Annotated in this window: 21 protein-coding genes; 13 read left to right on the forward strand and 8 right to left on the reverse strand. The window is 59.3% G+C overall.

The genetic code is table 11. The annotated features are described in order from the left end of the window. Positions 1-240: 240 nt before the first annotated feature. From thrS to upp, 9 genes are all read left to right on the forward strand, one after another. Positions 241-2,148: a threonine--tRNA ligase gene (gene thrS / locus V8G57_RS00500; protein WP_342827754.1), complete on the forward strand. Its 1,908-nt coding sequence runs from the start codon at positions 241-243 to the stop codon at positions 2,146-2,148. Between the two features lie 60 nt (positions 2,149-2,208). After that, positions 2,209-2,733, forward strand: coding sequence for a translation initiation factor IF-3 (gene infC, locus V8G57_RS00505; RefSeq protein ID WP_082814671.1), 525 nt, complete (start codon positions 2,209-2,211; stop codon positions 2,731-2,733). A 196-nt stretch (positions 2,734-2,929) separates the two neighbouring features. Next, positions 2,930-3,127 carry a 50S ribosomal protein L35 gene (gene rpmI / locus V8G57_RS00510; protein ID WP_061539612.1) on the forward strand — a complete coding sequence of 66 codons (198 nt, stop codon included), beginning with the start codon at positions 2,930-2,932 and terminating at the stop codon, positions 3,125-3,127. Between the two features lie 20 nt (positions 3,128-3,147). Continuing rightward, on the forward strand, positions 3,148-3,507 hold the full coding sequence (rplT, locus tag V8G57_RS00515; protein WP_014005489.1) for a 50S ribosomal protein L20: 360 nt from the start codon (positions 3,148-3,150) through the stop codon (positions 3,505-3,507). A gap of 163 nt (positions 3,508-3,670) precedes the next feature. Then, entirely contained in the window at positions 3,671-4,687 is a 1,017-nt protein-coding gene (gene pheS, locus V8G57_RS00520; RefSeq protein ID WP_092399038.1) for a phenylalanine--tRNA ligase subunit alpha, read from the forward strand. Between the two features lie 113 nt (positions 4,688-4,800). Continuing rightward, a complete protein-coding gene (gene pheT / locus V8G57_RS00525; protein ID WP_092399036.1) occupies positions 4,801-7,227 on the forward strand; it encodes a phenylalanine--tRNA ligase subunit beta in 2,427 nt (808 codons plus the stop codon). A gap of 112 nt (positions 7,228-7,339) precedes the next feature. Further along, positions 7,340-7,783: an integration host factor subunit alpha gene (locus tag V8G57_RS00530; protein WP_014005494.1), complete on the forward strand. Its 444-nt coding sequence runs from the start codon at positions 7,340-7,342 to the stop codon at positions 7,781-7,783. Then, positions 7,780-8,184: a MerR family transcriptional regulator gene (locus V8G57_RS00535; RefSeq protein ID WP_342827759.1), complete on the forward strand. Its 405-nt coding sequence runs from the start codon at positions 7,780-7,782 to the stop codon at positions 8,182-8,184. Before V8G57_RS00530 ends, V8G57_RS00535 begins: the two co-directional genes overlap by 4 nt. A 58-nt stretch (positions 8,185-8,242) precedes the next feature. Next, on the forward strand, positions 8,243-8,893 hold the full coding sequence (gene upp / locus V8G57_RS00540) for a uracil phosphoribosyltransferase (protein WP_092399032.1): 651 nt from the start codon (positions 8,243-8,245) through the stop codon (positions 8,891-8,893). A gap of 155 nt (positions 8,894-9,048) precedes the next feature. Here upp and V8G57_RS00545 read toward each other — a convergent pair whose 3' ends face one another. The 4 genes from V8G57_RS00545 to V8G57_RS00560 form a co-directional block, all read right to left on the reverse strand. Then, positions 9,049-9,726, reverse strand: coding sequence for a type 1 glutamine amidotransferase domain-containing protein (locus tag V8G57_RS00545; RefSeq protein ID WP_342827760.1), 678 nt, complete (start codon positions 9,724-9,726; stop codon positions 9,049-9,051). Positions 9,727-9,760: 34 nt separating this feature from the next. Next, positions 9,761-10,792 (reverse strand): NADP-dependent oxidoreductase, encoded by a 1,032-nt coding sequence (locus V8G57_RS00550; protein ID WP_342827761.1) that lies wholly within the window; start codon positions 10,790-10,792, stop codon positions 9,761-9,763. Positions 10,793-10,866: 74 nt separating this feature from the next. Beyond that, positions 10,867-12,024 carry an iron-containing alcohol dehydrogenase gene (locus tag V8G57_RS00555; RefSeq protein ID WP_092402229.1) on the reverse strand — a complete coding sequence of 386 codons (1,158 nt, stop codon included), beginning with the start codon at positions 12,022-12,024 and terminating at the stop codon, positions 10,867-10,869. A gap of 69 nt (positions 12,025-12,093) precedes the next feature. Further along, positions 12,094-12,705, reverse strand: coding sequence for a TetR/AcrR family transcriptional regulator (locus V8G57_RS00560; RefSeq protein WP_342827762.1), 612 nt, complete (start codon positions 12,703-12,705; stop codon positions 12,094-12,096). A 399-nt stretch (positions 12,706-13,104) separates the two neighbouring features. Here V8G57_RS00560 and V8G57_RS00565 point away from each other — a divergent pair, with 399 nt between their 5' ends. Beyond that, positions 13,105-14,055 (forward strand): LysR family transcriptional regulator, encoded by a 951-nt coding sequence (locus tag V8G57_RS00565; RefSeq protein WP_092402235.1) that lies wholly within the window; start codon positions 13,105-13,107, stop codon positions 14,053-14,055. Between the two features lie 31 nt (positions 14,056-14,086). Here the strand turns inward: V8G57_RS00565 and V8G57_RS00570 are convergent, their stop codons facing one another. Both V8G57_RS00570 and V8G57_RS00575 read right to left on the reverse strand, forming a co-directional pair. Then, on the reverse strand, positions 14,087-15,196 hold the full coding sequence (locus V8G57_RS00570; RefSeq protein WP_092402238.1) for an NADH:flavin oxidoreductase/NADH oxidase: 1,110 nt from the start codon (positions 15,194-15,196) through the stop codon (positions 14,087-14,089). A gap of 21 nt (positions 15,197-15,217) precedes the next feature. Beyond that, entirely contained in the window at positions 15,218-17,014 is a 1,797-nt protein-coding gene (locus V8G57_RS00575; RefSeq protein WP_342827763.1) for an ABC transporter transmembrane domain-containing protein, read from the reverse strand. Between the two features lie 353 nt (positions 17,015-17,367). Here V8G57_RS00575 and egtD point away from each other — a divergent pair, with 353 nt between their 5' ends. Together egtD and egtB are read left to right on the forward strand one after the other, a co-directional pair. Beyond that, complete coding sequence (gene egtD / locus V8G57_RS00580; RefSeq protein WP_342827764.1) at positions 17,368-18,330, forward strand: L-histidine N(alpha)-methyltransferase; 963 nt, start codon at positions 17,368-17,370, stop codon at positions 18,328-18,330. A 25-nt stretch (positions 18,331-18,355) separates the two neighbouring features. Further along, positions 18,356-19,558, forward strand: coding sequence for an ergothioneine biosynthesis protein EgtB (egtB, locus tag V8G57_RS00585; protein ID WP_342827765.1), 1,203 nt, complete (start codon positions 18,356-18,358; stop codon positions 19,556-19,558). 251 nt (positions 19,559-19,809) lie between these two features. Here egtB and V8G57_RS00590 read toward each other — a convergent pair whose 3' ends face one another. Beyond that, positions 19,810-20,733 (reverse strand): LysR substrate-binding domain-containing protein, encoded by a 924-nt coding sequence (locus tag V8G57_RS00590; protein WP_342827766.1) that lies wholly within the window; start codon positions 20,731-20,733, stop codon positions 19,810-19,812. Between the two features lie 188 nt (positions 20,734-20,921). On the opposite strand from V8G57_RS00590, the gene V8G57_RS00595 reads away from it, so the two are divergent. Further along, positions 20,922-21,539, forward strand: coding sequence for an FMN-dependent NADH-azoreductase (locus V8G57_RS00595; RefSeq protein WP_092402250.1), 618 nt, complete (start codon positions 20,922-20,924; stop codon positions 21,537-21,539). A gap of 216 nt (positions 21,540-21,755) precedes the next feature. Here the strand turns inward: V8G57_RS00595 and leuA are convergent, their stop codons facing one another. Next, positions 21,756-23,462 (reverse strand): 2-isopropylmalate synthase, encoded by a 1,707-nt coding sequence (gene leuA / locus V8G57_RS00600; RefSeq protein WP_092402141.1) that lies wholly within the window; start codon positions 23,460-23,462, stop codon positions 21,756-21,758. Positions 23,463-23,970: the final 508 nt, after the last annotated feature.

The raw sequence follows: 23,970 nt of genomic DNA on the forward strand, positions 1-23,970 counted from the left end.
TTTTGCGGCAGGCAGGCTGAAACGAATTCCACATCTGTAAGAGCGAGAAAGGCATCCCGGTTATGACACCGCGAACTACCACCACAATCTGTGAGCGACGCTAGTCGAGGCCTTTTTCTACCTGCATGATGAAAAAAGCGCGGCTGGTCCGCGTTTTTTTTCGTCCGCGTTTTTGTAAAGCACACGTTAATTTCATTCAATCCGGCGTCGTCCCGAGTGACCGCCGATATGGGGCTCAAAATGATAGCAGTCAAACTTCCCGATGGTTCACAGCGTCAATTCGATGCGCCGCTGACTGTGGCGCAGGTCGCCGCCAGCATCGGCGCCGGCCTGGCCAAGGCGGCGCTGGCCGGCAAGGTCGACGGCAAGCTGGTGGATACCTCGTTTCTGATAGAGCGCGATGTCGAGCTGGCCATCGTCACCGACAAGGATGCCGACGGACTGGAAGTGATTCGCCATTCGACCGCCCACTTGCTGGCGTACGCGGTAAAGGAACTGTTTCCCGATGCGCAGGTGACTATCGGCCCGGTGATCGAAAACGGCTTCTACTACGATTTTGCCTACAAGCGTCCGTTCACTCCAGAAGACTTGCAGGAGATTGAAAAGAAGATGGCGGAGCTGGCCAAGAAGGACGAGCCGGTGACACGCAAGGTAGTGGCGCGCGACGAAGCCATCGCCTATTTCGAATCGATAGGCGAGGCTTACAAGGCCGAGCTGATCGGCTCGATTCCCCAGGACCAGGAAGTCTCCTTATATACAGAAGGCAAATTCACCGACTTGTGCCGTGGCCCGCACGTGCCGTCGACCGGCAAATTGAAGGTGTTCAAGCTGATGAAGCTGGCCGGCGCCTACTGGCGCGGCGATGCAAAAAATGAAATGTTGCAGCGTGTGTACGGCACCGCCTGGGCCAAGAAGGATGAGCAGGAAGCCTATCTGCACATGCTGGAAGAGGCGGAAAAGCGCGACCACCGCAAGCTGGGGCGCGCGCTCGACCTGTTCCATTTCCAGGATGAAGCGCCGGGCCTGATTTTCTGGCATCCGAAGGGCTGGACTATCTGGCAGCAGGTTGAGCAGTTCATGCGCCGTGTTTACCAGGATAACGGTTACCAGGAAGTCAAGGCGCCGCAAATCCTGGACCGCACTTTGTGGGAAAAGACCGGCCACTGGGATAACTACCGCGACAACATGTTCACTACCGAGTCGGAAAGCCGCAGTTATGCCCTGAAGCCGATGAACTGCCCCGGCCATATCCAGATTTTCAATTCCGGCCTGCATAGCTACCGCGACCTGCCGCTGCGCTACGGCGAATTCGGCCAGTGCCACCGCAACGAGCCGTCCGGCGCCTTGCACGGCATGATGCGGGTGCGCGGCTTTACCCAGGATGATGGCCATATTTTCTGTACCGAAGAACAGGTGCAGGAAGAGGTGGCGGCCTTCGACAAGGTGGTGCGCCAGGTGTATACCGATTTCGGTTTTACCGAAGTGGCGGTGAAGCTGGCTTTGCGCCCTGAAAAGCGGGTCGGCGAAGATGTGGTCTGGGACAAGGCGGAAGGCGCCTTGCGCGAAGCGATCCGGGCTTCCGGCACGGAATGGGAAGAATTGCCGGGCGAAGGCGCGTTCTACGGCCCGAAAATCGAATACCACCTGAAAGACTCGATCGGCCGCTCCTGGCAGTGCGGCACCATGCAGGTCGACTTTTCAATGCCGGGCCGGCTCGGTTCGGAATATGTCACGGAAGATAACGGCCGCAAGGTGCCGGTCATGCTGCATAGGGCGATTGTCGGTTCGCTCGAGCGTTTTATCGGGATACTGATCGAAAATCATGCCGGCGCGATGCCCCTGTGGCTTGCTCCCGTGCAAGTTGTTGTTTTGAATATCTCGGACGCGCAGTCGGAATATGTGAAAAATGTTGCACAAACGCTGAAAAAACAAGGGTTTAGAGTAGAGACCGATTTGCGTAATGAGAAGATTACCTATAAAATACGGCAGCATTCTTTGCAGAAGCCGCCTTATATACTGGTTGTCGGTGATAAAGAGCGGGATGCAAACACAGTGGCCGTGCGAGCGCGGGGCAATGTCGACCTGGGTGTGATGCCTATCGACGTACTGGTGGAACGCCTCAAGAACGAGGTTGAAACCAAAGCCTGAACGGGGCAACCCGAAGCGCAAGAGCACGGCTTAATTATTTGATTTTTAAAGGAAACTGCAATAGCTACGGACAAGTCACATCGCATCAACGGCGAAATTACTGCGCCAGAATTGCGCTTATCCGGTGTCGAGAACGAAGCACTCGGTATCGTCAGTCTGGCTGAGGCCTTCCGCCTGGCGGAAGAGGCGAACGTTGATCTGGTGGAAATCGCACCGACCGCGCAGCCGCCAGTAGCCCGTTTGATGGACTACGGCAAGTTCAAGTACCAGGAGCAGAAGAAGGCGCACGAAGCCAAGTTGAAGCAGAAGGTCATCCTGGTCAAGGAAGTCAAATTCCGTCCAGGCACCGATGATGGGGATTACAACATCAAGCTGCGCAACTTGACCCGTTTCCTGGATGAAGACGGCGACAAGGTCAAGATCACGCTGCGTTTCCGCGGCCGTGAAATGGCTCACCAGGACATCGGCGTACGCATGCTGGAACGTCTGAAGCAAGACCTGGAGCCGTACGGACAGGTCGAGCAGTGGCCTAAGATGGAAGGGCGTCAGATGATCATGATCATTGGCCCCAAGAAGAAAAAGTAATTCGATTTTAGGCGAGCTGGATGAGCAATCGTCCGGATCGCCCAAAAGCAGCAGGCCAGATTCTGCTGCGAAATTCAGTTGCGGTCATTGGTGCAGCTGGGTTTAAACAAGTGAGAGCAGGCATCCAAGCGTAACGTCATGTTGCCACCTGCAATCATGTTAAAAAAGGAGCTGTCCCTAGAGGACAGATAGTGTCATGCCAAAAATGAAGACGAAAAGCAGCGCCAAAAAGCGCTTTCGTGTGCGTCCGGGTGGAACAGTTAAACGCGGTCAAGCGTTCAAGCGCCACATCCTGACCAAGAAAACCACCAAAAACAAACGTCAATTGCGCGGTTCCGTTGGGGTCAATGACCACAACATGGTATCCGTTTCGCGCATGTTGCCGAACGCTTAACCTCATACTAAGGAGTTATTATGCCTAGAGTAAAACGTGGGGTTACAGCTCGTGCCCGTCATAAAAAAATCTTGGTGCAAGCCAAGGGTTACCGCGGTCGCCGCAGTAAAGTCTATCGCGTAGCCAAGCAAGCGGTTATGCGCGCTGGTCAATATGCATACCGTGACCGCCGCAACAAGAAGCGCGTATTCCGTGCATTGTGGATCGCCCGTATCAACGCCGCTTCGCGTGAGCATGGCGTTACATACAGCGTATTCATGAACGGTCTGAAGCGTGCTTCGATCGAACTGGACCGTAAGGTTCTGGCTGATATGGCAGTGATGGACAAGCCAGCGTTTGCTGCGATTGTCAATCAAGTCAAGGCCAACATCGCTGCGTAACTCATCTTAGTTACGTAGTTTTGCCATCGCTGCAGCGTTTTTTGTGCAGCGTGGCAATCCCGAGCGGGGCAGAGGTCAACACCTTGTGCCCCGTTTGTGTTTTTAACCGCTGGTTTTTCGATTTTATCAGCGTATTTCGGCTTCATTGGAGCAGGAAAACTGCATGAACTCCCTAGAACAATTAGTAACGCAAGCCCAAGCTGATTTCACCGCCGCCGCCGACGCCGCCGCGCTGGAAAATGCGAAGGCCAAGTATCTCGGCAAGACCGGCCAGATCACCGAGCAGATGAAGGGGCTGGGCAAGCTGGCGCCGGATGAGCGCAAGGTCCAGGGCGCAGTCATCAACAATGCCAAGGAGCAGATCGAAGCCGCGCTGAATGCGCGCCGTGATGCACTGGCCAATGCGCAGATGCAAGAGCGCCTGAATGCGGAAGCGATCGATGTCACGTTGCCGGGCCGCGGCCGCGGCGTCGGCGGCATCCATCCTGTGATGCGCTCGTGGCAGCGTATCGAAGAGATTTTCCGTTCTATCGGTTTCGACGTGGCCGACGGCCCCGAGATCGAAACCGACTGGACCAACTTTACCGCGTTGAACAGCCCGGAAAACCACCCGGCGCGTTCGATGCAGGACACTTTCTACATCGACGGCAAGGACAGCGAAGGCAAGCAACTGCTGCTGCGCACCCATACCAGCCCGATGCAGGTGCGTTATGCGCGCATGAACAAGCCGCCGATCAAGGTCATTGCGCCGGGCCGTACTTACCGGGTCGACAGCGATGCTACCCACTCGCCGATGTTCCACCAGGTCGAAGGCCTGTGGATCGCCGAGGACATCAGCTTCGCCGACCTCAAGGGCGTGTACCTGAATTTCGTCAAGGCCTTCTTTGAAACCGACGACCTGCAAGTGCGTTTCCGCCCGTCCTACTTCCCGTTCACCGAGCCATCGGCCGAGATCGACATTGCCTTCGGCAGCGGTCCGCTGAAAGGACGCTGGCTGGAAGTGTCCGGCGCCGGCCAGGTGCACCCGAACGTGGTGCGCAACATGGGGCTGGATCCGGAACAGTTCATCGGTTTTGCGTTCGGCTCCGGCATCGAGCGCCTGACCATGCTGCGTTATGGCATCAACGATCTGCGCCTGTTTTACGAAGGCGACCTGCGCTTCCTGAAACAATTTAATTAAACTGGCTTCTGAAACGAGCCCATCGCCGAAGACGCCCGGGTTGTCTAGCCATCGTGCTCCGATGCCCCAGCGTTCCCTGCTTCTGTGACTAAAGGTTTTTGAAGGTTTTACCTATGCAATTCTCTGAAAGCTGGCTGCGTTCCATGGTCGATCCGAAGATGACTTCGGACGAATTGTCCCATCTGCTGACCATGTCAGGTCTCGAAGTGGAAGAGGTCGAGCCGGTTGCGCCGCCCTTTACCAATATCGTGGTCGGCCTGGTGGTCGAGACCGCCAAGCATCCGAACGCCGATCGCCTCAATGTCTGCCAGGTCGATGTCGGCACCGGCACCATGCTCAATATCGTATGCGGCGCGCCGAATGTACGGCCTGGCCTCAAGGTGCCTTGTGCGATGGTCGGTGCAATCCTGCCGCCAGGCGCGGATGGCAAGCCATTCGAGATCAAGCTCGGGCAGCTGCGCGGCGTCGAATCGCAGGGCATGTTGTGCTCGGCGCGCGAACTGAAACTGTCGGAAGACCATGGCGGCTTGCTGGAATTGCCGGAAGATGCGCCGGTCGGCAAGAATTTCCGCGATTATTTCGAGCTGAACGACCTGAAGTTCACCATCAAGCTGACGCCGAACAAGGCCGATTGCCTGTCGGTGCTGGGCGTGGCGCGCGAAGTATCGGCGCTGACCGGCACACCGCTGAAGCAGCCGGTATTCAAGGCCGTCAGCGCCAACATCGCTGAAACGCTGCCGGTCAAGATTTCGGCGCCGGACCTGTGCGGCCGTTTTTCCGGCCGCGTGATCCGCGGTCTGAACGCCAAGGCGGCAACGCCGCGCTGGATGAAGCAGCGCCTGGAGCGCAGCGGCCAGCGTCCGATTTCGGCTTTGGTCGACATCTCCAACTATGTCATGCTGGAGCTGGGGCGTCCTACCCACGTCTTCGACCTGGACAAGATCCACGGCGGCCTCGATGTCCGCTGGGGCAAGGCTGGCGAATCGCTTAAACTGTTGAACGGCAATACGGTCAGCGTCGACGACTGGATCGGCGTGATCGCCGACGACCGGCAGATCGAATCGCTGGCCGGCATCATGGGCGGCGACGCTACCGCGGTGTCGCTGGAAACGCAAAACATCTACCTGGAAGCCGCATTCTGGTGGCCGCAGGCGATACAAGGCCGTGCCCGCCGGTTCAACTTCTCGACCGATGCCGGCCATCGCTTCGAGCGCGGCGTCGATTTTGCGACCACGGTTGAGCACATCGAACGCATCACTGCCTTGCTGATCGACATTTGCGGTACGCCCCAGACCCAGGTCGGCCCGGTCGACGATCAAAGCGTCAACCTGCCAAAACGCGATCCGGTCAAGGTGCGCACGGCGCGCGCCATCAAGGTCATCGGCGTGCCTTTGTCGGATAGCCAGATCGCCGACATCTTCACCCGCCTGGGCCTGGCGTTCACGCAAGAGAACGGCGTGTTTTCGGTGACGCCGCCGTCGTACCGTTTCGATATCGAGATCGAGGAAGACCTGATCGAGGAAATCGCCCGCGTCTACGGTTTTGAAAATATCCCGGCCTTGCCGCCGGTGGCGCCGAACGCGATGTACATCGCGCCGGAGAACCAACGCTCGCTGTTCACGATCCGGCGCCAGCTGGCTGACCTGGATTACCAGGAAGTGATCAATTTCAGTTTTGTCGAAGAAGCCTGGGAAGCCGACTTTGCCGGCAACCTGGAGCCGATCAAGCTGCTCAATCCGATCGCCAGCCAGATGAGCGTGATGCGTTCGTCGCTGATCGCCAGCCTGGTGGCCAACGTCAAATACAATCTGAACCGCAAGTTGAACCGGGTCCGGATTTTTGAAACAGGCGCGGTGTATACGCGTAACCAGGAAGTCCAGGACGGGCCGCTGGCAGTCGCCGGTTTTGAACAGCCGAAGCGGGTCGCCGGCCTGGCCTATGGTCCGCAAGCAGATGAGCAATGGGGGCAGGCTAGCCGCACCGTCGATTTCTTCGACGTCAAGGCGGACCTGGAAGCCTTGTTTGCACCCGCAACTTTGCGTTTCGCCAAACTGGAACATCCCGCTTTGCATCCGGGCCGTTCGGCGCAGGTGCTGCTGGGCGACGTCGCGGTAGGCTTTATCGGCGAGTTGCATCCGCGCCTGCAGCAGAAGTACGAGTTGCCGCTGGCCCCGGTTTTGTTTGAAGTCGACGCCTTGGCCTTGCAGCAACGGCAAGTGCCTGCGTATGCCGAGATTTCGAAATTCCCGGCGGTGGTGCGCGACCTTGCGGTGGTGGTTAAACAAGCCGTTTATGCACAAGATTTACTGGATGTTTTTGCTGCTGAGCAGCAAGGGAATCCAGCCTGCCGGATTCTGCAAGCCATTGTTTTATTTGATGAATATCACGGCAAAGGACTGGAAAATGACGAAAAAAGTCTTGCTTTCCGTTTTACCTTGCAAGATACTGAAAACACCCTTCAAGATGACACCGTAGAAGCCGCCATGTCGGCTTTGATCGCTGCTGTCAGCAAGGTGCCAACAGCTAGATTGCGCGCCTGATCTGTAATTGAATGGCTTTAATGATATCTAAACCTGCAGCAAATACCGGTGCGCTCGACACACAGCCGCACCGGCTGCAGCAATCCCAAAAAGACGGGGGCGTAACAACAGAATGAACAATATGCAGACAGTAGAATTTGAATCCGTTCTGGACGCCGATCTGAACCGGGCGATGCGCGAAGCGCAAGCCCGTTCGCAGGCAGAAAAGAATTTGCCGACATTGACCAAGGCGGAACTGGCTGAACTTTTGTTTGAACAGGTAGGCCTCAACAAGCGTGAAGCCAAGGACATGGTTGAAACGTTTTTCGATGAAATCCGGGATGCGCTGGAACGCGGCGAATCCGTGAAATTGTCCGGTTTCGGCAATTTCCAGTTACGCGACAAGCCGCAGCGTCCGGGCCGCAATCCGAAGACCGGGGAAGAGATTCCCATCACTGCGCGCCGCGTGGTCACTTTCCACGCAAGCCAGAAACTCAAGGGCATGGTTGAAGCCGCAAGCCTGCAACCGATCCAGCCTATCCAACAGTTTGCCGCCGCTCTCCCAGCTAATTCATGAACGATCGCATTAGTAAGTCCGAGCTTGTCGTATTGCCGCCGATTCCGGCCAAGCGTTATTTCACCATAGGCGAAGTCAGCGACCTGTGCGGCGTCAAGCCGCATGTGCTGCGCTACTGGGAACAGGAATTCACCCAGCTCAAGCCGGTCAAGCGGCGCGGCAATCGCCGTTATTACCAGCACCATGAAGTGCTGCTGATCCGCCGCATCCGTGAATTATTGTATGAACATGGCTTTACCATCAGCGGCGCCCGCAACAAGCTTGACGGCCGCCTGGGTGGCGCCGCCGAAGCCGAGCTTGCCGAGGCCAGGCAAAACGAAGTCAACCTGACAGAAGTGCGGCATGAACTGGAACAGATACTCGATTTGCTGATACCCAAGGTAGAGCAAGCCGCTCAGTGAATATTGAATCAACGAGGGAGAGCAATCTCCCTTTTTTGTATTTGGAATAATTACACTTATGCTTAGCGACCCGCGTTTCCCCAATCTTTTCATCCTCAACCATCCGCTGATCCAGCACAAGCTGACGCATATGCGGAGCAAGGAAACATCAACCCGCACGTTCCGCCAGCTGTTGCGTGAAATCACGCTGCTGATGGGTTATGAAATCACGCGCGACTTGCCGCTGACCACGCAGCAGATCGAGACGCCGATGCAAAGCATGGAAGCGCCGGTGATTGCCGGCCGCAAGCTGGCGGTGGTGCCGGTACTGCGGGCCGGGATCGGCATGAGCGACGGCTTGCTGGACCTGGTGCCGTCGGCGCGGGTCGGCCATATCGGCGTGTATCGCGATCCCGACACGCATCAGCCGGTTGAATACCTGGTGCGGTTGCCGGACCTTGCGGAGCGGATCTTTATCGTGTGCGATCCCATGGTGGCGACCGGTAATTCGGCAGTACACGCGGTCGATGTCCTGAAAAAACGCGGCGTCGGCGACGACCAGATCATTTTCCTGGCGCTGGTGGCCGCGCCTGAAGGCGTGCAGGTATTCCAGGACGCGCATCCCGGAGTCAAGCTGTACGTTGCCAGCCTCGATTCGCATCTCGACGCGCATGCCTACATCGTGCCCGGACTAGGCGACGCCGGCGACCGCATCTTCGGCACCAAATAATCCGCGCACCAGTTAAATAGGGTCAGAGTCGAATTTTTGACCGCTTAATAATTCGACTCTGACCCTATTTAACGAATAATTCGACTCTGACCCTATTTAATCGGCGACGGGATGCAGAGTTTTGCATCTCGCCGCCGGTATCTTTCCGTATTACGTCAACCCAGCAATTTCAACACTTGCTGTGCTACGGCAACCGAAGAGGCTGGATTTTGTCCGGTCACCAGGTTGCCATCGGCAACGGCATAGCTCTGCCAATCGGCCAGCTTGCTGTAGTTCCCGCCCAGGCGCTTCAATTCGGCTTCGACCAGGAACGGCACGATATCGGTCAGCTGCACGGCAGCTTCTTCGCTGTCTGAAAAACCGGTTACCTTCTTGCCCTTTACCAGTGGCGCACCATCTGCACCACGCGCATGGCGTAATACGCCGGGTGCATGGCAAACCGCAGACACTGGCTTGCCTGCCGCATACATGGTTTCGATCAGCGCGATCGAATCCTTGTCTTCCGCCAGGTCCCACAGGGGGCCATGGCCGCCCGGATAGAACACTGCGTCAAAATCGCTGGCCTGCGCCGCCGATAACTTGATGGTGGAGGCTAGCGCTGCCTGCGCAGCGGTGTCTTTCCTGAAGCGTTCGGTGGCTTCGGTCTGCGCGTCCGGTTCGTCGCTTTTCGGATCCAGGGGCGGCTGGCCGCCTTTCGGCGAAGCCAGGGTGAGTTTGGCGCCGGCATCCAGGAACGCGTAGTAGGGCGCTGCAAATTCCTCCAGCCAGAAACCGGTTTTCTTGCCGGTGTCGCCCAACTGGTTGTGGGAGGTAAGCACCATTAATATTTTCATTTGAATTCCTTTTGAGTGTGTGCTGCGTAATGCTTCATTCGTCGCCGGCCCGTATGACCAGCTTGCCGAAATTCTTGCCTTCCAACAGGCCGATAAAGGCTTGCGGCGCATTCTCCAGGCCGTCGACGATATCTTCCCGGAATTTGATTTTGCCGGCGGCGAGCCAGCCGCTCATGTCCTTGAAGAATTCCTGGTAGCGATGGTAGTAGTCGAAGATGATGAAGCCTTGCATCTTGATGCGGCGTACCAGCAACTTGCCCATCAGTCCGGGCAGGTGATCCGGTCCTTCCGGCTTGCCGGCGGCGTTATAGTTGGCGATCAGGCCGCATACCGGGACCCGGGCGCGCAGGTTCAGCAGCGGCAGGACGGCGTTGAAGACAGCGCCGCCAACGTTTTCAAAATACACGTCGATACCTTTGTCGCAGGCGGCCGCGAGCTGTTGCGGGAAGTCGGCGGCGCGATGGTCTATGCAGGCGTCGAAGCCCAATTCTTCCACTGCGTATTTACACTTGTCGGCGCCGCCGGCGATGCCGACCACGCGGCAGCCTTTGAGCTTGGCAATCTGTCCGACCACCGAACCGACCGCGCCGGTGGCCGCTGCCACCACCACGGTTTCGCCGGCTTGCGGCTGGCCGATGTCGAGCAAGCCCATATAGGCCGTGAAGCCTGGCATGCCAAGCACGCCTAAGGCGTAGGACGGTTTGCCGAGTTTGGCGTCAAGTTTGGTCAAGCCCTTGCCGTCCGATAGCGCGTAATCCTGCCAGCCGCTGTAGCTGAGGACCAGGTCGCCGGGTTTGTAATCAGCGTGCTCGGAAGCTTCTACCCGCGCAACGGTGCCGCCGACCATCACTTCACCGATTTCGACATGCGCCGCATAGGAAGGTGCGTCGCTCATGCGCCCGCGCATATAAGGATCAAGCGACAGGTAAACCGTGCGCAGCAGCACCTGGCCGGCGGCCGGCGCCGGCACCGGGCTTTGCTCCAGCTTGAAATTGTCCGGCGTCGGCGCGCCGTGCGGACGCGAGGCTAGCAGGAATCGGCGATTGATGGTTTTGCTTTGTGACATGTTGGCTACTCCTTCAGTGGAATGAATGCCGACGCTGGCCTGCCGGCATGGTCGAAATCAGCTAAACATCAATTTCACAAGGCGGCTTCGAGGATGGTGCGGCTGACGGCCAGGGTATGGTCCTGGTGTTCGCCCAGCGCTGTCATGCCATGCTTGTCCAGTTGACCAAGCACGGTCTCGACCGCATCCTGGCCCAGTTCATAGTCCGCCAGGCGAGTCTTGATGCCCAGGCTTTCAAAGAAGTCGCGGGTGCGCTGGATGGCCAGGTCGATGCGTGCATCTTCGCTGCCTTCGGTGATTTGCCAGACGCGTTCGGCGTATTGCAGCAGCTTGGCGCGCTTGCTGTTGCGCCGGACCGACAGCAGCGAAGGCAGCACGATCGCCAGCGTGCGCGCATGGTCGATATCGTATTGCGCGGTCAGTTCGTGGCCCAGCATGTGCGTGGCCCAGTCTTGCGGCACGCCGGCGCCGATCAGGCCGTTGAGCGCGAGCGTGGCAACCCACATCAGGTTGGCGCGGGCGTCGTAGTCGTCAGGTTCGGCCAGCACTTTCGGCCCGGTTTCGATCAGGCTCAGCAGCAAGCCTTCGGCGAAACGGTCTTGCACCTGGCCTTGCACCGGATACGTCAGGTACTGCTCGACGGTATGCACAAAAGCGTCGACGACGCCGTTCGCAATCTGCCGCGGCGGCAAGGTGAAGGTCTTGGCCGGATCGAGGATGGAGAATTGCGGGAACACCAGCGGGCTGTGGAAGGCCAGCTTGGCTTGTATCGATTTGCGGGTGACGACGCCGCCGTTGTTCATTTCCGAGCCGGTGGCCGGCAAGGTCAGCACGCTGCCGAAGGGCAGGGCGCTGCGGATATTGGCGCCGCGCTTGACCGCGATGTCCCAGGCTTCGCCTTCAAAATTCGCCGCCGCAGCGACAAACTTGGTACCGTCGATGACCGAGCCGCCGCCTACCGCCAGCAGGAAATCGATCTTTTGCGCTCGCACTTGTTCAACCGCCTGCATCAGCGTTTCGTAGCTTGGATTGGGTTCGATGCCGGCGAACTCGTGGATTTCGCGTTTGCCCAGCGCTGCCTTGACTTCGTCCAGGGTGCCGGTTTTCTGGGCGCTGGCGCCGCCGTACAGGATCATTACGCGGGCGTCGCGGGGAACCAGGCCGGCCAGTTTGGCGATGGTGTCGCGGCCGAAGACGATCTTGGTGGGATTGTAGAATTCAAAATTCAGCATGGGGTTTCCTTGGGAAGTGATCCGCGCATCGGCGGAGTGGTAAAAAAATGCACGAACTGGTGTCGTGCTTCAGCGTGGGGGCGGCGGCGCCAGGATGTTGAGGGTAACGTCCATGGCGTTTTCCAGCGCGCTGCGGTCGCGCTGGAGCTTGGCCAGCAGGCTGGCTCCCAGCCAAAGCTGGTACAGCATCTGTGCGGTTTTCTGCGGTTCCAGCGCGATCCGCAAGGAGCCATCCGCTATGCCTTCGGCGATGCAGCCTGCCAGGCGCGCCATGACCAGGCGTGTGCCTTCGCACAGGGCCAGGCGCATGTCCTCCGACAGGTCGGCGACTTCGGCGCTGAGTTTCACCACCAGGCATTTGTCCATGGCTTCCGCGCCGGACTGGGTGTCGAGCCAGTGGCCCCAGTAGCGCAGCAGCCGTTCGCGGGCGGGTTCTTGCGCCGGCTGTACGCCGACCTGCAAGACTGCATCCATCGCCTGCAGGTAGTTGTCGACATACTGCTCCATCAGCGCCCGGCCATACTGTTCCTTCGATCCGAAGTAGTGGTAGAACGAGCCCTTGGGTATCGCTGCCGCGCTCAGGATCTCGCTGAGGCCGACGCCGGAAAAGCCTTTGACGGCAATGATCTTTTGTCCGGCGTCCAGGATATGGCGCTTGGTGGTGTCGTATTTTGCTCTCATGGTGCGGCTATTCTAAACCTAAATTAGACCGGTCGTCTAATGACAGGTGATTTTGAGATTGTTGCTGAATGGAAAAGTGCGTCCGATTCGATACCTGAAGTCACGCCAGTCATGCTTTGGCGATGGCTACCCATGCCTATGCATATCCGTTATGCTAGTGAGGTTTATTGTGCAATTTTCTTGTCTGAACATTCGCATTCCCATACTAATTTTACTGTAGTGTTTCGCACATGATGACACTTGATAAACGGCGTCTTTCCGTGCCATACGTCGTTGCAAATCCTCGCGATAGCTCGCTATCGCTCCGGTTTGCGCGGGGCGGCCATCCGCCTAGCCTGGCACGAAAATCCACCATTTCTTAAGCGCCATTATGTGCGAAATACTACACGAGCGCCGCCCATGACATCGCGTACCAACCACCATCTCGATACCTACCTGCTGCGTGTTTTGCACACCTTGCTGGTGGAAAAAAGCGTATCGCGCACCGCCATCAAGCTGGGACAGTCGCAGCCGACCATCAGCAATACGCTAAAACGCCTGCGCGAACTGACCGGCGACGCCATCCTGGTGCGCGGCAAGACCGGCATGGTGCCCACCGAACGCGGCCAGGAATTGCTGGCGCTGGCGAAGCAGGGCCTGGAAGTCATCGAAAAAATCGCGGCGCCGGTAGCGGCGTTTGAAGCCGACAGCACGGCGCGGGTATTTCATATCGCCACGCCGGATTACCTGAACATGCTGTTGATCCCTTCCATCATCGAACAGCTGCGGCGGCGCGCGCCCGGCGCCAGCCTGATGGTGCACGCGCTGGACGCCAACCTGGACTATGCCAACGCGCTGGAAAACGGTCGCTTCGACCTGGTGATCGGCAACTGGCCCGATCCTCCCGAGCACCTGCACCTGGCGCAACTGTTCGATGACGACGTGGTATGCATGATGCATCGCGACCATCCGGTGGCGAAGAAGGGCCTGACCCTCAAGTACTACCTGGAAATGCCGCACCTGGCGCCGACGCCCTATATCGAAGGCCATCGCAGCGGCATCGACGCCGCCCTGGCCGAGCAGGGCTTGAAGCGCAACGTGCAGGTGACGATCCCGTATTTCGCGCTGGTGCCGCACGTGCTGGCGAAATCGGACCTGATTTTCACCACCGGCCGGCAGTTTGCCGAACATATCATCGAGGACTGGCCGATCGGCATGTTCACGCTGCCGTTCGACATGCCGAAGATGCGCTTCTACATGTTGTGGCACGCGCGTTCGCATGTGGCGCCGGATGTGGTGTGGCTGCGGCGCCTGATTGCCGAAGTGTCGGCCGATCTCGGCAAGTCCAGCGGCAAGCCGCCGGCCCTGTAGCGCCAGCCACGCCGGCAGAGCCGGGCTTGGCTCACTTGCCGCTGTAGTCGACGTTCGGCCGCTGCGGCGATTTGCGTGAAGTCGCGCGCATGTATTGCGGCGCCCATGAGGTGACGTCGTGCAGCGCGTCGGCGGCGTGCAAGGGCCAGTAAGGATCGCGCAGCAGTTCGCGCGCCATCAGCACCAGGTCGGCTTGTTCGGTGCGCAATATGTGCTCGGCCTGGCCGGGATCGGTAATCATGCCGACCGTGCCGCTAGGGATGCCGGCTTCATTCCTGACCCTGGCTGCGAACTGGGTCTGGTAACCGGGCCCTACCGGAATCGCGGCGGCTGCGATATTGCCGCCGCTGGAGACGTCGATCAGGTCAACCCCCGCTTCGCGCAACAAGCGGCTCAATGCCACGGTTTCATCCACATTCCAGCCGCCGTCGATCCAGTCCGTGGCCGACAGGCGCACCAGCAGCGGCAGCTGTTCCGGCCAGACCTGGCGCACGGCTGCCACCACTTCCAGCACCAGGCGCGCGCGGTTTTCAAACGAGCCGCCGTATTGGTCGGTCCGGTGATTGCTGATCGGCGACAGGAACTGATGCAGCAGGTAACCATGCGCCGCATGGATTTCGACGACCTTGAAGCCGGCTTGCTCGGCGCGCCGGGCGGCGTCGGCAAACGCCTTGACGACATCCTTGACGCCATCGGCAGTAAGCGCGCTGGGCGTGGTGTAGCTGGCATCGAACGGAATCGCCGACGGACCGTCTGTGCGCCAGCCGCCCTGGCCGGGATCGACCCGCCCTTGCTGTTCTTCCCATGGCCGCCAGACGCTGGCCTTGCGGCCGGCATGCGCCAGCTGGATGCCGGCTACCGTGCCCTGCTGCGCGATAAAGCGGGTGATGCGGCTTAGCGGCGCGATGTGCTCGTCTTTCCAGATGCCCAGGTCCTGCGGCGAGATACGGCCTTGCGGCAGCACCGCGCTGGCTTCGAAAATGATCAGGCCGGCGCCGCCGACCGCGCGGCTGCCGAGGTGCACCAGGTGCCAGTCGTTGGCGAAGCCGTCTTCCGCGGAATACTGGCACATGGGGGCAACGGCAATCCGGTTCGCCAGGGTCACGCTGCGCAATGTGAGCGGAGAAAATAAGAAAGTCATGTTCTTTTCCTGTAAGTTGGTTTATGCATCCGCCAGGCCGTTGAACTGCAATGCCGCGAGGCTTGCGTACAAGCCGTTTTGCGCCACCAGTTCGGCATGGCTGCCGGTTTCCACTATGTGCCCGTGTTCCAGCACGATGATGCGGTCGGCGCGCTGCACGGTGGCCAGGCGATGGGCGATGACCACGGTAGTGCGTCCCACCATCGCCGCTTCCAGCGCGCCTTGCACCGCACGTTCGGATTCCGCGTCGAGCGCGCTGGTGGCTTCGTCCAGCAGCAGCAGGGGCGGATTTTTCAGCAGCGCGCGGGCGATCGCAATACGCTGCCGCTGGCCGCCCGAAAGGCGCACTCCGCGCTCGCCGAGGAAGGCTTGGTAACCTTCCGGCAGGCGTTCGATGAATTCGTGCGCCGCGGCCATTTTCGCCGCTGCGATGACTTCAGCATCGCTGGCGCCGACCCGGCCGTAACGGATGTTTTCCATTGCATTGGCGGAGAAGATGACGGTATCTTGCGGCACGATGCCGATGGCGTTGCGCAAAGTGTGGAGGTCGAGATATTTGATGTCGACGCCATCGAGCTTGATGCTGCCTTGCTGCGGATCGTAGAAACGCAGCAGCAGCTGGAACAGCGTGGTTTTGCCGGCGCCCGAAGGGCCGACCACGGCGACGGTTTCACCCGGCCTGATGTCTAGCGACAGGCCGGACAGGGCCGCGCTTTCAGGGCGCGACGGATAACGGAAGCCGATGTTTTCCAGGGCCAGCGCCGCGCCCTGCGCGGTGCGCGGCGGCAGCGTTTCGGGCAACAGCACGGATTGCACCGGCGACTGCGCCGCCAGCAATTCCAGCAGCCGTTCGGTGGCGCCGGCAGCGCGCTGGGCGTCGCCCAGCACTTCTGCCAGGGCGCCGATGGAGCCGGCCAGCAAGGCCGCATACAAGATGAACTGGCCGAGTTCGCCGCCGCTCATGCGGCCCTGGACCACGGCGTGCGCGCCCAGCCACAGCACAAACACGATGGCGCCGAACACCAGCAGGATCGCCATCATGGTCAGCACCGAACGGGCGCGTATGCGCTCCATCGCAGTGCCGAAAGCGTTTTCGATAGAGACGTCGAAACGCTGCGCTTCGATATTTTCGTGGGTAAACGCTTGCACGGTCGGCATCGCATTGAGGATTTCGCCAGCCATCGCCGAGGCGTCGGCAACCCGGTCCTGCGACGCCCGCGACAGCTTGCGCACGCGGCGCCCGTACCAGACTATCGGCAGCACCACCAGCGCCAGCATCACCAGGATGATCGCACTCAGCTTGGCGCTGGTGATGAACAGCATGACCATGCCGCCGGCGAACAGCAGGGCGTTGCGCAAGGCCATCGAAATGCTGGTGCCGACCAGCGCCTGGATCAAGGTGGTGTCGGTGGTGATGCGCGACAGCACTTCGCCGGTCTTGGTGGTTTCAAAGAACTGCGGGCTCTGCGTGACGACATGCGAATAGACCGCGCTGCGCAGGTCGGCGGTAACCCGCTCGCCCAGCCAGGACACCATGTAGAAGCGCGCCGCGGTAGCTACGCCCAGCACGCAGGCGACGCCGAACAGCGCCAGGAAGTACAGGTCGATATGATTGGCGCCTTGTATGCCGCCGGTGCTGAAGCCGAGGTCGATCATCTGCCGGAATGCATAGGGAATCGCCAGCGTGGCGCCGGCCGCCACCAGCAAGGCCAGGCTGGCCATGACGAATTGCCGTTTATACGGGGCCAGGAAAGGAACCAGCCCGACGAGCGTGCCCAGACTGCTTTTTTGAGGTTCTTTGGAGGTTATGGTTGTCATGTCTGTTTCGGTGGGGGCGGCGCAATCCGCTGCGAGCTTGGCCTGGCAACGTTGAAGCACGGTGCAGCGGATAGGGCGGAAAAATGTATTTGTGCCAATATTTTCTGCATTTGTCTTGCAATCAGTTAAGAGACTGGCCGCAGCTTGTCCGCAATATGCATTCTCTTGAACGGGAACTTCAACCGTCAATCGAATATCGATATACTTTGTACAGCATGCTTAGCTCAGAAGAGCAGTTTGCTAGTGTAGTGGATGTTGCGCGATAGCGCAGGATCTCGATGCAATGGAGCGGACTTGAATCCCGGTAGTGGAATGCGTAATTTTTTTAATGATTGCCATCTCAGGAGAATCCTTTGGCTCAATTGTCGCAAGCGATGCAAAACAGCGTGGCGCCGGACGAGATCCAACAGCAGCTGGCGGCCGGCCTGCTGGCGGCGCACGCGCACACCTCTCCCAAATATCTCTACGATGTCCTTGGTTCACGGCTGTTCGCCGCGATTTGCGAACTGCCTGAATATTATCCGACCCGCACCGAAGCGGCGATTTTCACGCAGCATGAGCAGCAGATTGCCGCCGCGATCGGGCCGGGTTCGGTCTTTATCGACCTGGGAGCGGGCAATTGCAGCAAGGCTGCCCGGCTGTTCCCGAGCCTGCAGCCCCGGCAGTATGTGGCGGTCGATATCTCCGTGCAGTTCGTGGCGGAAGCGGTGAATGCGCTGCAGCAGCAGTTCCCGCAGATCAGGATGACTTGCCTGGGCATGGACTTTTCTGCCGAACTTGAACTGCCGGCGGCGCTGGACATGCACCATCGCCAGTTCTTTTATCCGGGATCGTCGATAGGCAATTTTGCACCGCTGGAGGCATTGATGTTCCTGCGACGGATTCGCAAGGCCATGGCCGGCAGCCAGAGCGGTTTGCTGATCGGGGTTGACCTGATCAAGGACAAAGCGATCCTGGACGCCGCTTACGACGATTCGCTGGGCGTCACCGCGGCGTTCAACCTGAATCTGCTGCATCATTTGAATCGTTTGCTGGATGCCGATTTCCGGCCGGCAGACTGGCGCCACTGCGCTTTCTATAATAGCGGCCAGTACCGCGTAGAAATGCATCTGGAAGCCAAACGCGAGCTCACCGTCCACTGGCAGGGTGGCGGCGAGCGGCGGTTTGCGCGCGGCGAGCGCATCCATACCGAAAGCAGCCATAAATATACCCGCCAGGGATTTATCGACATGCTGCAGCTGGCCGGCTTCAGCGCCGTGCAGACCTGGTCCGATCCCGACAACTGGTTCATGGTCTGCCATGCCCAGGCCGCCTGAACCAAAACCTCCAGACAGGAACGCGATGCACAAGCTGGCGAAAGCTTTTTCCACGGTACGCGACCAGACTTGCCGGCTGGTGCAGCCGCTGTCGGCAGAAGATTGCTGCGTACAATCGATGCCCGACGCCAGCCCTGCGAAATGGCACCTGGCGCATACCACCTGGTTTTTTGAAACCTTTATCCTGGAGCGGTTCGAGACTGGTTTCCAGCCGTTTCATCCTGCTTTCCGGGTACTCTTCAATTCGTATTACGAAGGCGTGGGCGAGCAGCATCCGCGCGCACAGCGCGGCCTGGTGACCCGGCCCGCCTTGAGCGAAGTGCTGGCTTATCGGCAAAACGTCGATCAACGGCTGCTGGCGTTGCTGGGACAAACGCTGGCGCCGGAGCAAGCGCAGCAGTTGTCGGCGCTGGTCGAGCTCGGATTGCAGCACGAGCAGCAGCACCAGGAATTGTTGCTGACCGATATCAAGCATCTGCTAGCCATGAATCCTTTGCTGCCGCCTTACCTGGCGTCGAATGCGATGGCGGAAGCCAGCAACGGCGGCAACCCGGCGGCAGCCTTGTCATGGCAGCCGTTCGAGGCCGGGATTGTCGAGATCGGGCATGCCGGGCAAGGGTTTTTCTTCGATAACGAAACGCCGCGCCACCGGCAGTTTGTCGAACCGTTTTCGATGGCGTCGCGGTTGGTCAGCAATGGCGAATACCTGGCGTTCGTGGAAGACGGCGGCTACCGGAATCCCTTGCTGTGGCTGGCCGCCGGCTGGGAATGGGTGCAACAGCAAAAGCTGTCGCGGCCGCTGTACTGGCAGACCGCGCATGCGCAATTCGATTCCGCCTGGCGCGAATTCACCTTGAACGGCTTGCAGCCGCTGGCCTTGCATGAAGCGGCCACCCATCTTTCCTTTTTCGAAGCCGAGGCTTATGCGCGCTGGGCAGGCGCCCGCCTGCCCACCGAGGCGGAATGGGAGCGCGCGGCGGCGAGCCAGTCGGCAGATTATTTCGGCGTGGCGTGGCAATGGACCACCAGCAGTTACGCACCGTATCCCGGCTACGTCGCCTTGCCGGGCGCGGTGGGCGAATACAACGGCAAGTTCATGGTGAACCAGTATGTGCTGCGCGGCTCTTCCTGCGCCACGCCGGATGGCCACGCGCGCCTGAGCTACCGCAATTTTTTCCCGGCCACCGCGCGCTGGCAATTCAGCGGGATCCGCCTGGCGCGTTCCTAGGGCCTGTTAACATTTAATTTGGGAGGTGCGTTCAAACCAAAACGTGTGCTGGCAAGCCATGCAACGCCGCCAGCGCACGTTTTGGTTTGAACCCTCCGGGAACGGCTGCAGGCGTCGCATGCCGTTGTTGTCCGGGGCGGCCATCCGCTCCTTGCCGTAGCACCGCTACGTCGCGTCGTCATGCCTAGGCCTGCAACGCCTGCCGCGCGTTCGCACTCCCAAATTAAATGTTAACAGGCCCTAGTACTGCGCTAGCGCGGACAATTGCCGGGAGCCGGCTGCAGCTTGCTGAGATGCTCGATCAGGAAGTCGACAAATACGCGCACCGCCGGCAGCAAACCTCTCTGGGTCGGATAGACCACTTGCAGATGGCCGGCCGGCATGCTCCAGTCCGGTAGCACATGCACCAGGCTGCCCTGGTTCATCTCCTCGATGCAATATTCGGTCGGCAGCATGGTCAGGCCCAGGCTGCGCAGCGCCGCCCGCTTGCGCAAGGAGAAATCTTCGACCGACAGGCGCGGCTCCGCCACCAGTTCGAAACGTTCCTTGTCCGGGCCGTCGAGGAACAGGTGGACGCGGCGGTCGCGCTCGACCGCGCCCAGGAACGGCAGTTTGGCCAGGTCGCGCGGATGCCGCAGGGGCGCGTAGCGCGATATCAGTTCCGGCGTCGCTACCAGCACACCGGAGGCGGCGCGCAGGCGCCTGGTGGCCAGGTTCGGATCTTCGTCCTCGGGCGCTCTTACCCGCACCGCCACATCCACGCCTTCTTCCAGCAGGTTGACGCGGCGGTTGGTAAACAGCAGGTCGATATTCACCTTCGGATAACGTTCCAGGAAAGCCGGCAACGCCATCGCCACTTCCGACTGGGCGATCGCCACCACGCAAGTCACCCTGACCGTGCCGCTCGGTTCCGCCAGCGAACTGGTCACCGCCAGTTCCGCCGCTTCGGCCGCGGCGATCACTACCTGGCAGTGCTGGTAGTAGCGGTTGCCAAGGTCGGTGAGAGAGATGCCGCGCGTATTGCGCTGTAGCAAGCGTGCTCCCAGCCGGCTTTCCAGTTCCGATATGCGCCTGGACAGGCGCGACTTGGGAATGCCCAGGCTGCGTCCGGCGGCCGTGAACCCACCTTCCTGCACTACATTGGCGAAGAAATAGAGGTCGTTCAAGTCTTGCATGATAATCATCCATTGTTCTGTATGTAGAACAATATATCTTGTTTTTGCTATCTAGTTCTATTTTTGAGGCGGGGGTAGGATGGCGTCAATGGTTCAGGTAACCAGGTAAATCAAACTCTGTTGGCATCGTGATGTACGGATCGCTATAGATTTTGACCCACTCTTAATTTAATCGAACGGCATATATCATGAAACTCTTACATATTGATTCCAGCATCCTCGGCGACGCTTCGGCCTCGCGCCAACTGACCCGCGAAGTAGTGGCGACGCTGCAAGCAGCGGATTCCGACCTTGAACTGACTTACCGCGACCTTAGCAAAGACGTCACTGCCCATTTGAGCGGCGCCACCTTCGCTGCCAAGGGCACGCCAGCGGAAAAACGCAATCTGTCGCAAAAGCTGGAAGTGGAGCTAAGCGAAGCGATCCTCAATGAATTCATGGCAGCCGATGTGATCGTGCTCGGCGCACCAATGTACAACTTCAGCGTGCCGACCCAGCTCAAGGCATGGATCGACCAGATCAGCATCGCCGGCGTCACTTTCCGCTACAGCGAAAAGGGCCCGGAAGGCCTGGCCACAGGCAAGCGCGTCGTGATCGTGTCGACTTCCGGCGGCAAGCATGCAGGCAGCCCTACTGGCGTCGCCCATGAAGACTATTTGAAATTGGTGTTCGGTTTCCTCGGGATTACCGATATCGACGTGGTTCGCGCCGACGGCCTAGCCTACAGTCCTGAAGCGAAAGAAGCCGGCTTTGCGGCAGCGCGTGCACGTATCAGCGACCTGACCAGCGCAGTGGCAATGGCCTGATCGACAGGGCTGAAATGAAAAAACCGCTACCTGGTAGCGGTTTTTTTACGCCTGCTATATTTAGCCCGCGCAGAAGAAATGATAGCGCGGCCGGACATCATGGGTAACTGAGGTCCGGCCGCGCCGATGAAAGCATGTAGTACGGTAATACCCAGCCTGCACGATACCTGCCTGCCGCGTGATCGCCGCGGCAGGAGGATTAAAGAAAACTGCTGTTTACGCCGCGGCCGCGCTGTTGCCGATTTCCTGGTTGGCGGCCTGGCCGGCGATTTCAATCTGGCGGTTGACCGCGCTCAGGATCGCCTTGAACGAGGCGGTCAGGGTATTGGCGTCGATGCCGACGCCGAAGCCGGTTGGCGCATCGTTCAGGCGCAGCTCGATATAGCTGGCGGCCTGGGCGTCGGCGCCGGCGCTGATCGCGTGCTCATGGAAATCCATCAGCTTGATGTCCAGCCCCAGCGCATTGACAAAGGCGTCGATCGGGCCGTTGCCGTGGCCGCTGGAAGTGTGCTGCTGGCCGTCGCGCACGATGTCGATTTCGATCTTCACCGGCTGCGCCTGGCTGGAATCTTCGCTCATGCGGTGGCCGCGATACACATATGGCGTTTGCTTGTCCAGGTACTCCTGCTTGAAGATGTCGTAGATGTCGCTGGCGGCAATTTCCTTGCCCGTGGCGTCGGCCGCTTTCTGGATCGCGCGGCTGAATTCGATCTGCAGGCGGCGCGGCATCGCCAGGCCGTATTCCTGTTCCAGCAGGTAAGCCATGCCGCCTTTGCCTGACTGGCTGTTGACGCGGATGACGGCGTCGTAGCTGCGGCCGAGATCGGCAGGATCGATGGGCAGGTAGGGGATTTCCCAGATAGCGTCGGCTTTTTGCGCGGCGAAGCCTTTCTTGATCGCATCCTGGTGCGAACCGGAGAAAGCGGTGAACACCAGGTCGCCGACATACGGATGGCGCGGATGGACCGGGATCTGGTTGCAGTCTTCGACGCACTGGCGCACTTCGTCGATGTCGGAAAAATCGAGGCCCGGGTTGACGCCCTGGGTGTACAAGTTCAACGCCAGCGTCACCAGGTCGACATTGCCGGTGCGTTCACCGTTGCCGAACAGGCAGCCTTCAACCCGGTCGGCGCCGGCCATCACGGCCAGCTCGGCGGCGGCGACGCCGGTGCCGCGGTCGTTATGCGGGTGGACGCTGATGATGGCCGCGTCGCGCCGGGCCAGGTTGCGGTGCATCCATTCGATCTGGTCGGCGAATACGTTCGGCGTGCTGCATTCGACGGTGGTCGGCAAATTGAGGATGACTTTGCGGGTAGGGCTGGCTTGCCAGGCTTCGACCACGGCGTCGCAGACTTCTTTCGAGAAATCCAGTTCGGCCATGCTGAAAGTTTCCGGCGAATATTCATAGCGCCATTGCGTTTCCGGGCGGGCGTCGGTCAGTTCCTTGATCAGGCGCGTGCCGGAGACGGCGATTTCCTTGACTTCGTCGCGGCTCTTGTCGAACACGATGCGGCGCCAGGCCGGAGCGATCGGATTGTACAAATGGACGATGGCTTGCTTGGCGTCCTGCAGCGAATCGACGGTGCGGCGGATCAGGTCTTCGCGCGACTGGGTCAGGACGATGATGGTGACGTCGTCCGGGATATGCTTCTCTACGATCAGCTTGCGCACGAAATCGAAATCGGTTTGCGAACCGGAGGGGAAACCGACTTCGATTTCCTTGAGGCCTATCTTCACCAGCAGCTTGAAGAAGCGTAGCTTGCGGTCGGCGTCCATCGGTTCGATCAAGGCTTGGTTGCCGTCGCGCAGGTCGGTGCTCATCCAGATCGGCGGAGCGCTGATGACCTGGTTGGGCCAGGTGCGATCGCTTAATGGAATCGGCGGGAACGGACGATATTTGACAGCAGGGTTGTGCAACATCATGGTAGGCCTCTCTTGGAGCTAGTGATTGTGCTGAAGAAAAAAAGAAACGAAATGGTGCGGTGGCGGGAGGGTTGCCTGGCGGCCACTCGGAAATCAACGCGAGGCCAGGCAACCGATCGCTAGCGATAGCAGGAATTGCGCTGGCAAACGCAAGGCGGCAAGCGTGTTGCTGTAGCAAAAGAAGGTAAGGCGGATTGGCTGGGATTGCATGGAATCGTGCTCTTTAAAATCGAGATCCCTTATCGGAACCTCAGTTTTACTACCGTTGATTTCTTGACTGGCGCTGGTGTTGCCTGTTGCTGCCAGTGGCGTCCCCGTCAGAACGGGGTCGAGATCATAGTGCGCGTAGTAGCGATAGCGCTAGTAGCGGCACTAGCAGCATTGCTGGCAGGGCGCCGGCAACGTGCAGTAGAGAGCGGGATTGGATGCGTGTGGAAAACATGCAGTTAATGTATGAGATAAAGCCGGACCTTGTCAAGCGCCGCTTGCCGCCTGGCTGAAAATACAG

The sequence above is a fragment of the Collimonas rhizosphaerae genome (assembly GCF_038896935.1).
GTDB lineage: Bacteria > Pseudomonadota > Gammaproteobacteria > Burkholderiales > Burkholderiaceae_D > Collimonas > Collimonas rhizosphaerae.

Coding starts and splice junctions, on each gene's coding strand:
- V8G57_RS00535 (WP_342827759.1), top strand. CDS start 7,780: ATGAACGATCGCATTAGTAAGTCCGAGCTTGTCGTATTGCCGCCGATT.
- V8G57_RS00560 (WP_342827762.1), bottom strand. CDS start 12,705: ATGAGAGCAAAATACGACACCACCAAGCGCCATATCCTGGACGCCGGA.
- V8G57_RS00570 (WP_092402238.1), bottom strand. CDS start 15,196: ATGACTTTCTTATTTTCTCCGCTCACATTGCGCAGCGTGACCCTGGCG.
- V8G57_RS00565 (WP_092402235.1), top strand. CDS start 13,105: ATGACATCGCGTACCAACCACCATCTCGATACCTACCTGCTGCGTGTT.
- thrS (WP_342827754.1), top strand. CDS start 241: ATGATAGCAGTCAAACTTCCCGATGGTTCACAGCGTCAATTCGATGCG.
- V8G57_RS00595 (WP_092402250.1), top strand. CDS start 20,922: ATGAAACTCTTACATATTGATTCCAGCATCCTCGGCGACGCTTCGGCC.
- pheS (WP_092399038.1), top strand. CDS start 3,671: ATGAACTCCCTAGAACAATTAGTAACGCAAGCCCAAGCTGATTTCACC.
- leuA (WP_092402141.1), bottom strand. CDS start 23,462: ATGATGTTGCACAACCCTGCTGTCAAATATCGTCCGTTCCCGCCGATT.
- V8G57_RS00545 (WP_342827760.1), bottom strand. CDS start 9,726: ATGAAAATATTAATGGTGCTTACCTCCCACAACCAGTTGGGCGACACC.
- rpmI (WP_061539612.1), top strand. CDS start 2,930: ATGCCAAAAATGAAGACGAAAAGCAGCGCCAAAAAGCGCTTTCGTGTG.
- V8G57_RS00555 (WP_092402229.1), bottom strand. CDS start 12,024: ATGCTGAATTTTGAATTCTACAATCCCACCAAGATCGTCTTCGGCCGC.
- rplT (WP_014005489.1), top strand. CDS start 3,148: ATGCCTAGAGTAAAACGTGGGGTTACAGCTCGTGCCCGTCATAAAAAA.
- V8G57_RS00530 (WP_014005494.1), top strand. CDS start 7,340: ATGAACAATATGCAGACAGTAGAATTTGAATCCGTTCTGGACGCCGAT.
- V8G57_RS00590 (WP_342827766.1), bottom strand. CDS start 20,733: ATGCAAGACTTGAACGACCTCTATTTCTTCGCCAATGTAGTGCAGGAA.
- egtB (WP_342827765.1), top strand. CDS start 18,356: ATGCACAAGCTGGCGAAAGCTTTTTCCACGGTACGCGACCAGACTTGC.
- V8G57_RS00550 (WP_342827761.1), bottom strand. CDS start 10,792: ATGTCACAAAGCAAAACCATCAATCGCCGATTCCTGCTAGCCTCGCGT.
- pheT (WP_092399036.1), top strand. CDS start 4,801: ATGCAATTCTCTGAAAGCTGGCTGCGTTCCATGGTCGATCCGAAGATG.
- upp (WP_092399032.1), top strand. CDS start 8,243: ATGCTTAGCGACCCGCGTTTCCCCAATCTTTTCATCCTCAACCATCCG.
- V8G57_RS00575 (WP_342827763.1), bottom strand. CDS start 17,014: ATGACAACCATAACCTCCAAAGAACCTCAAAAAAGCAGTCTGGGCACG.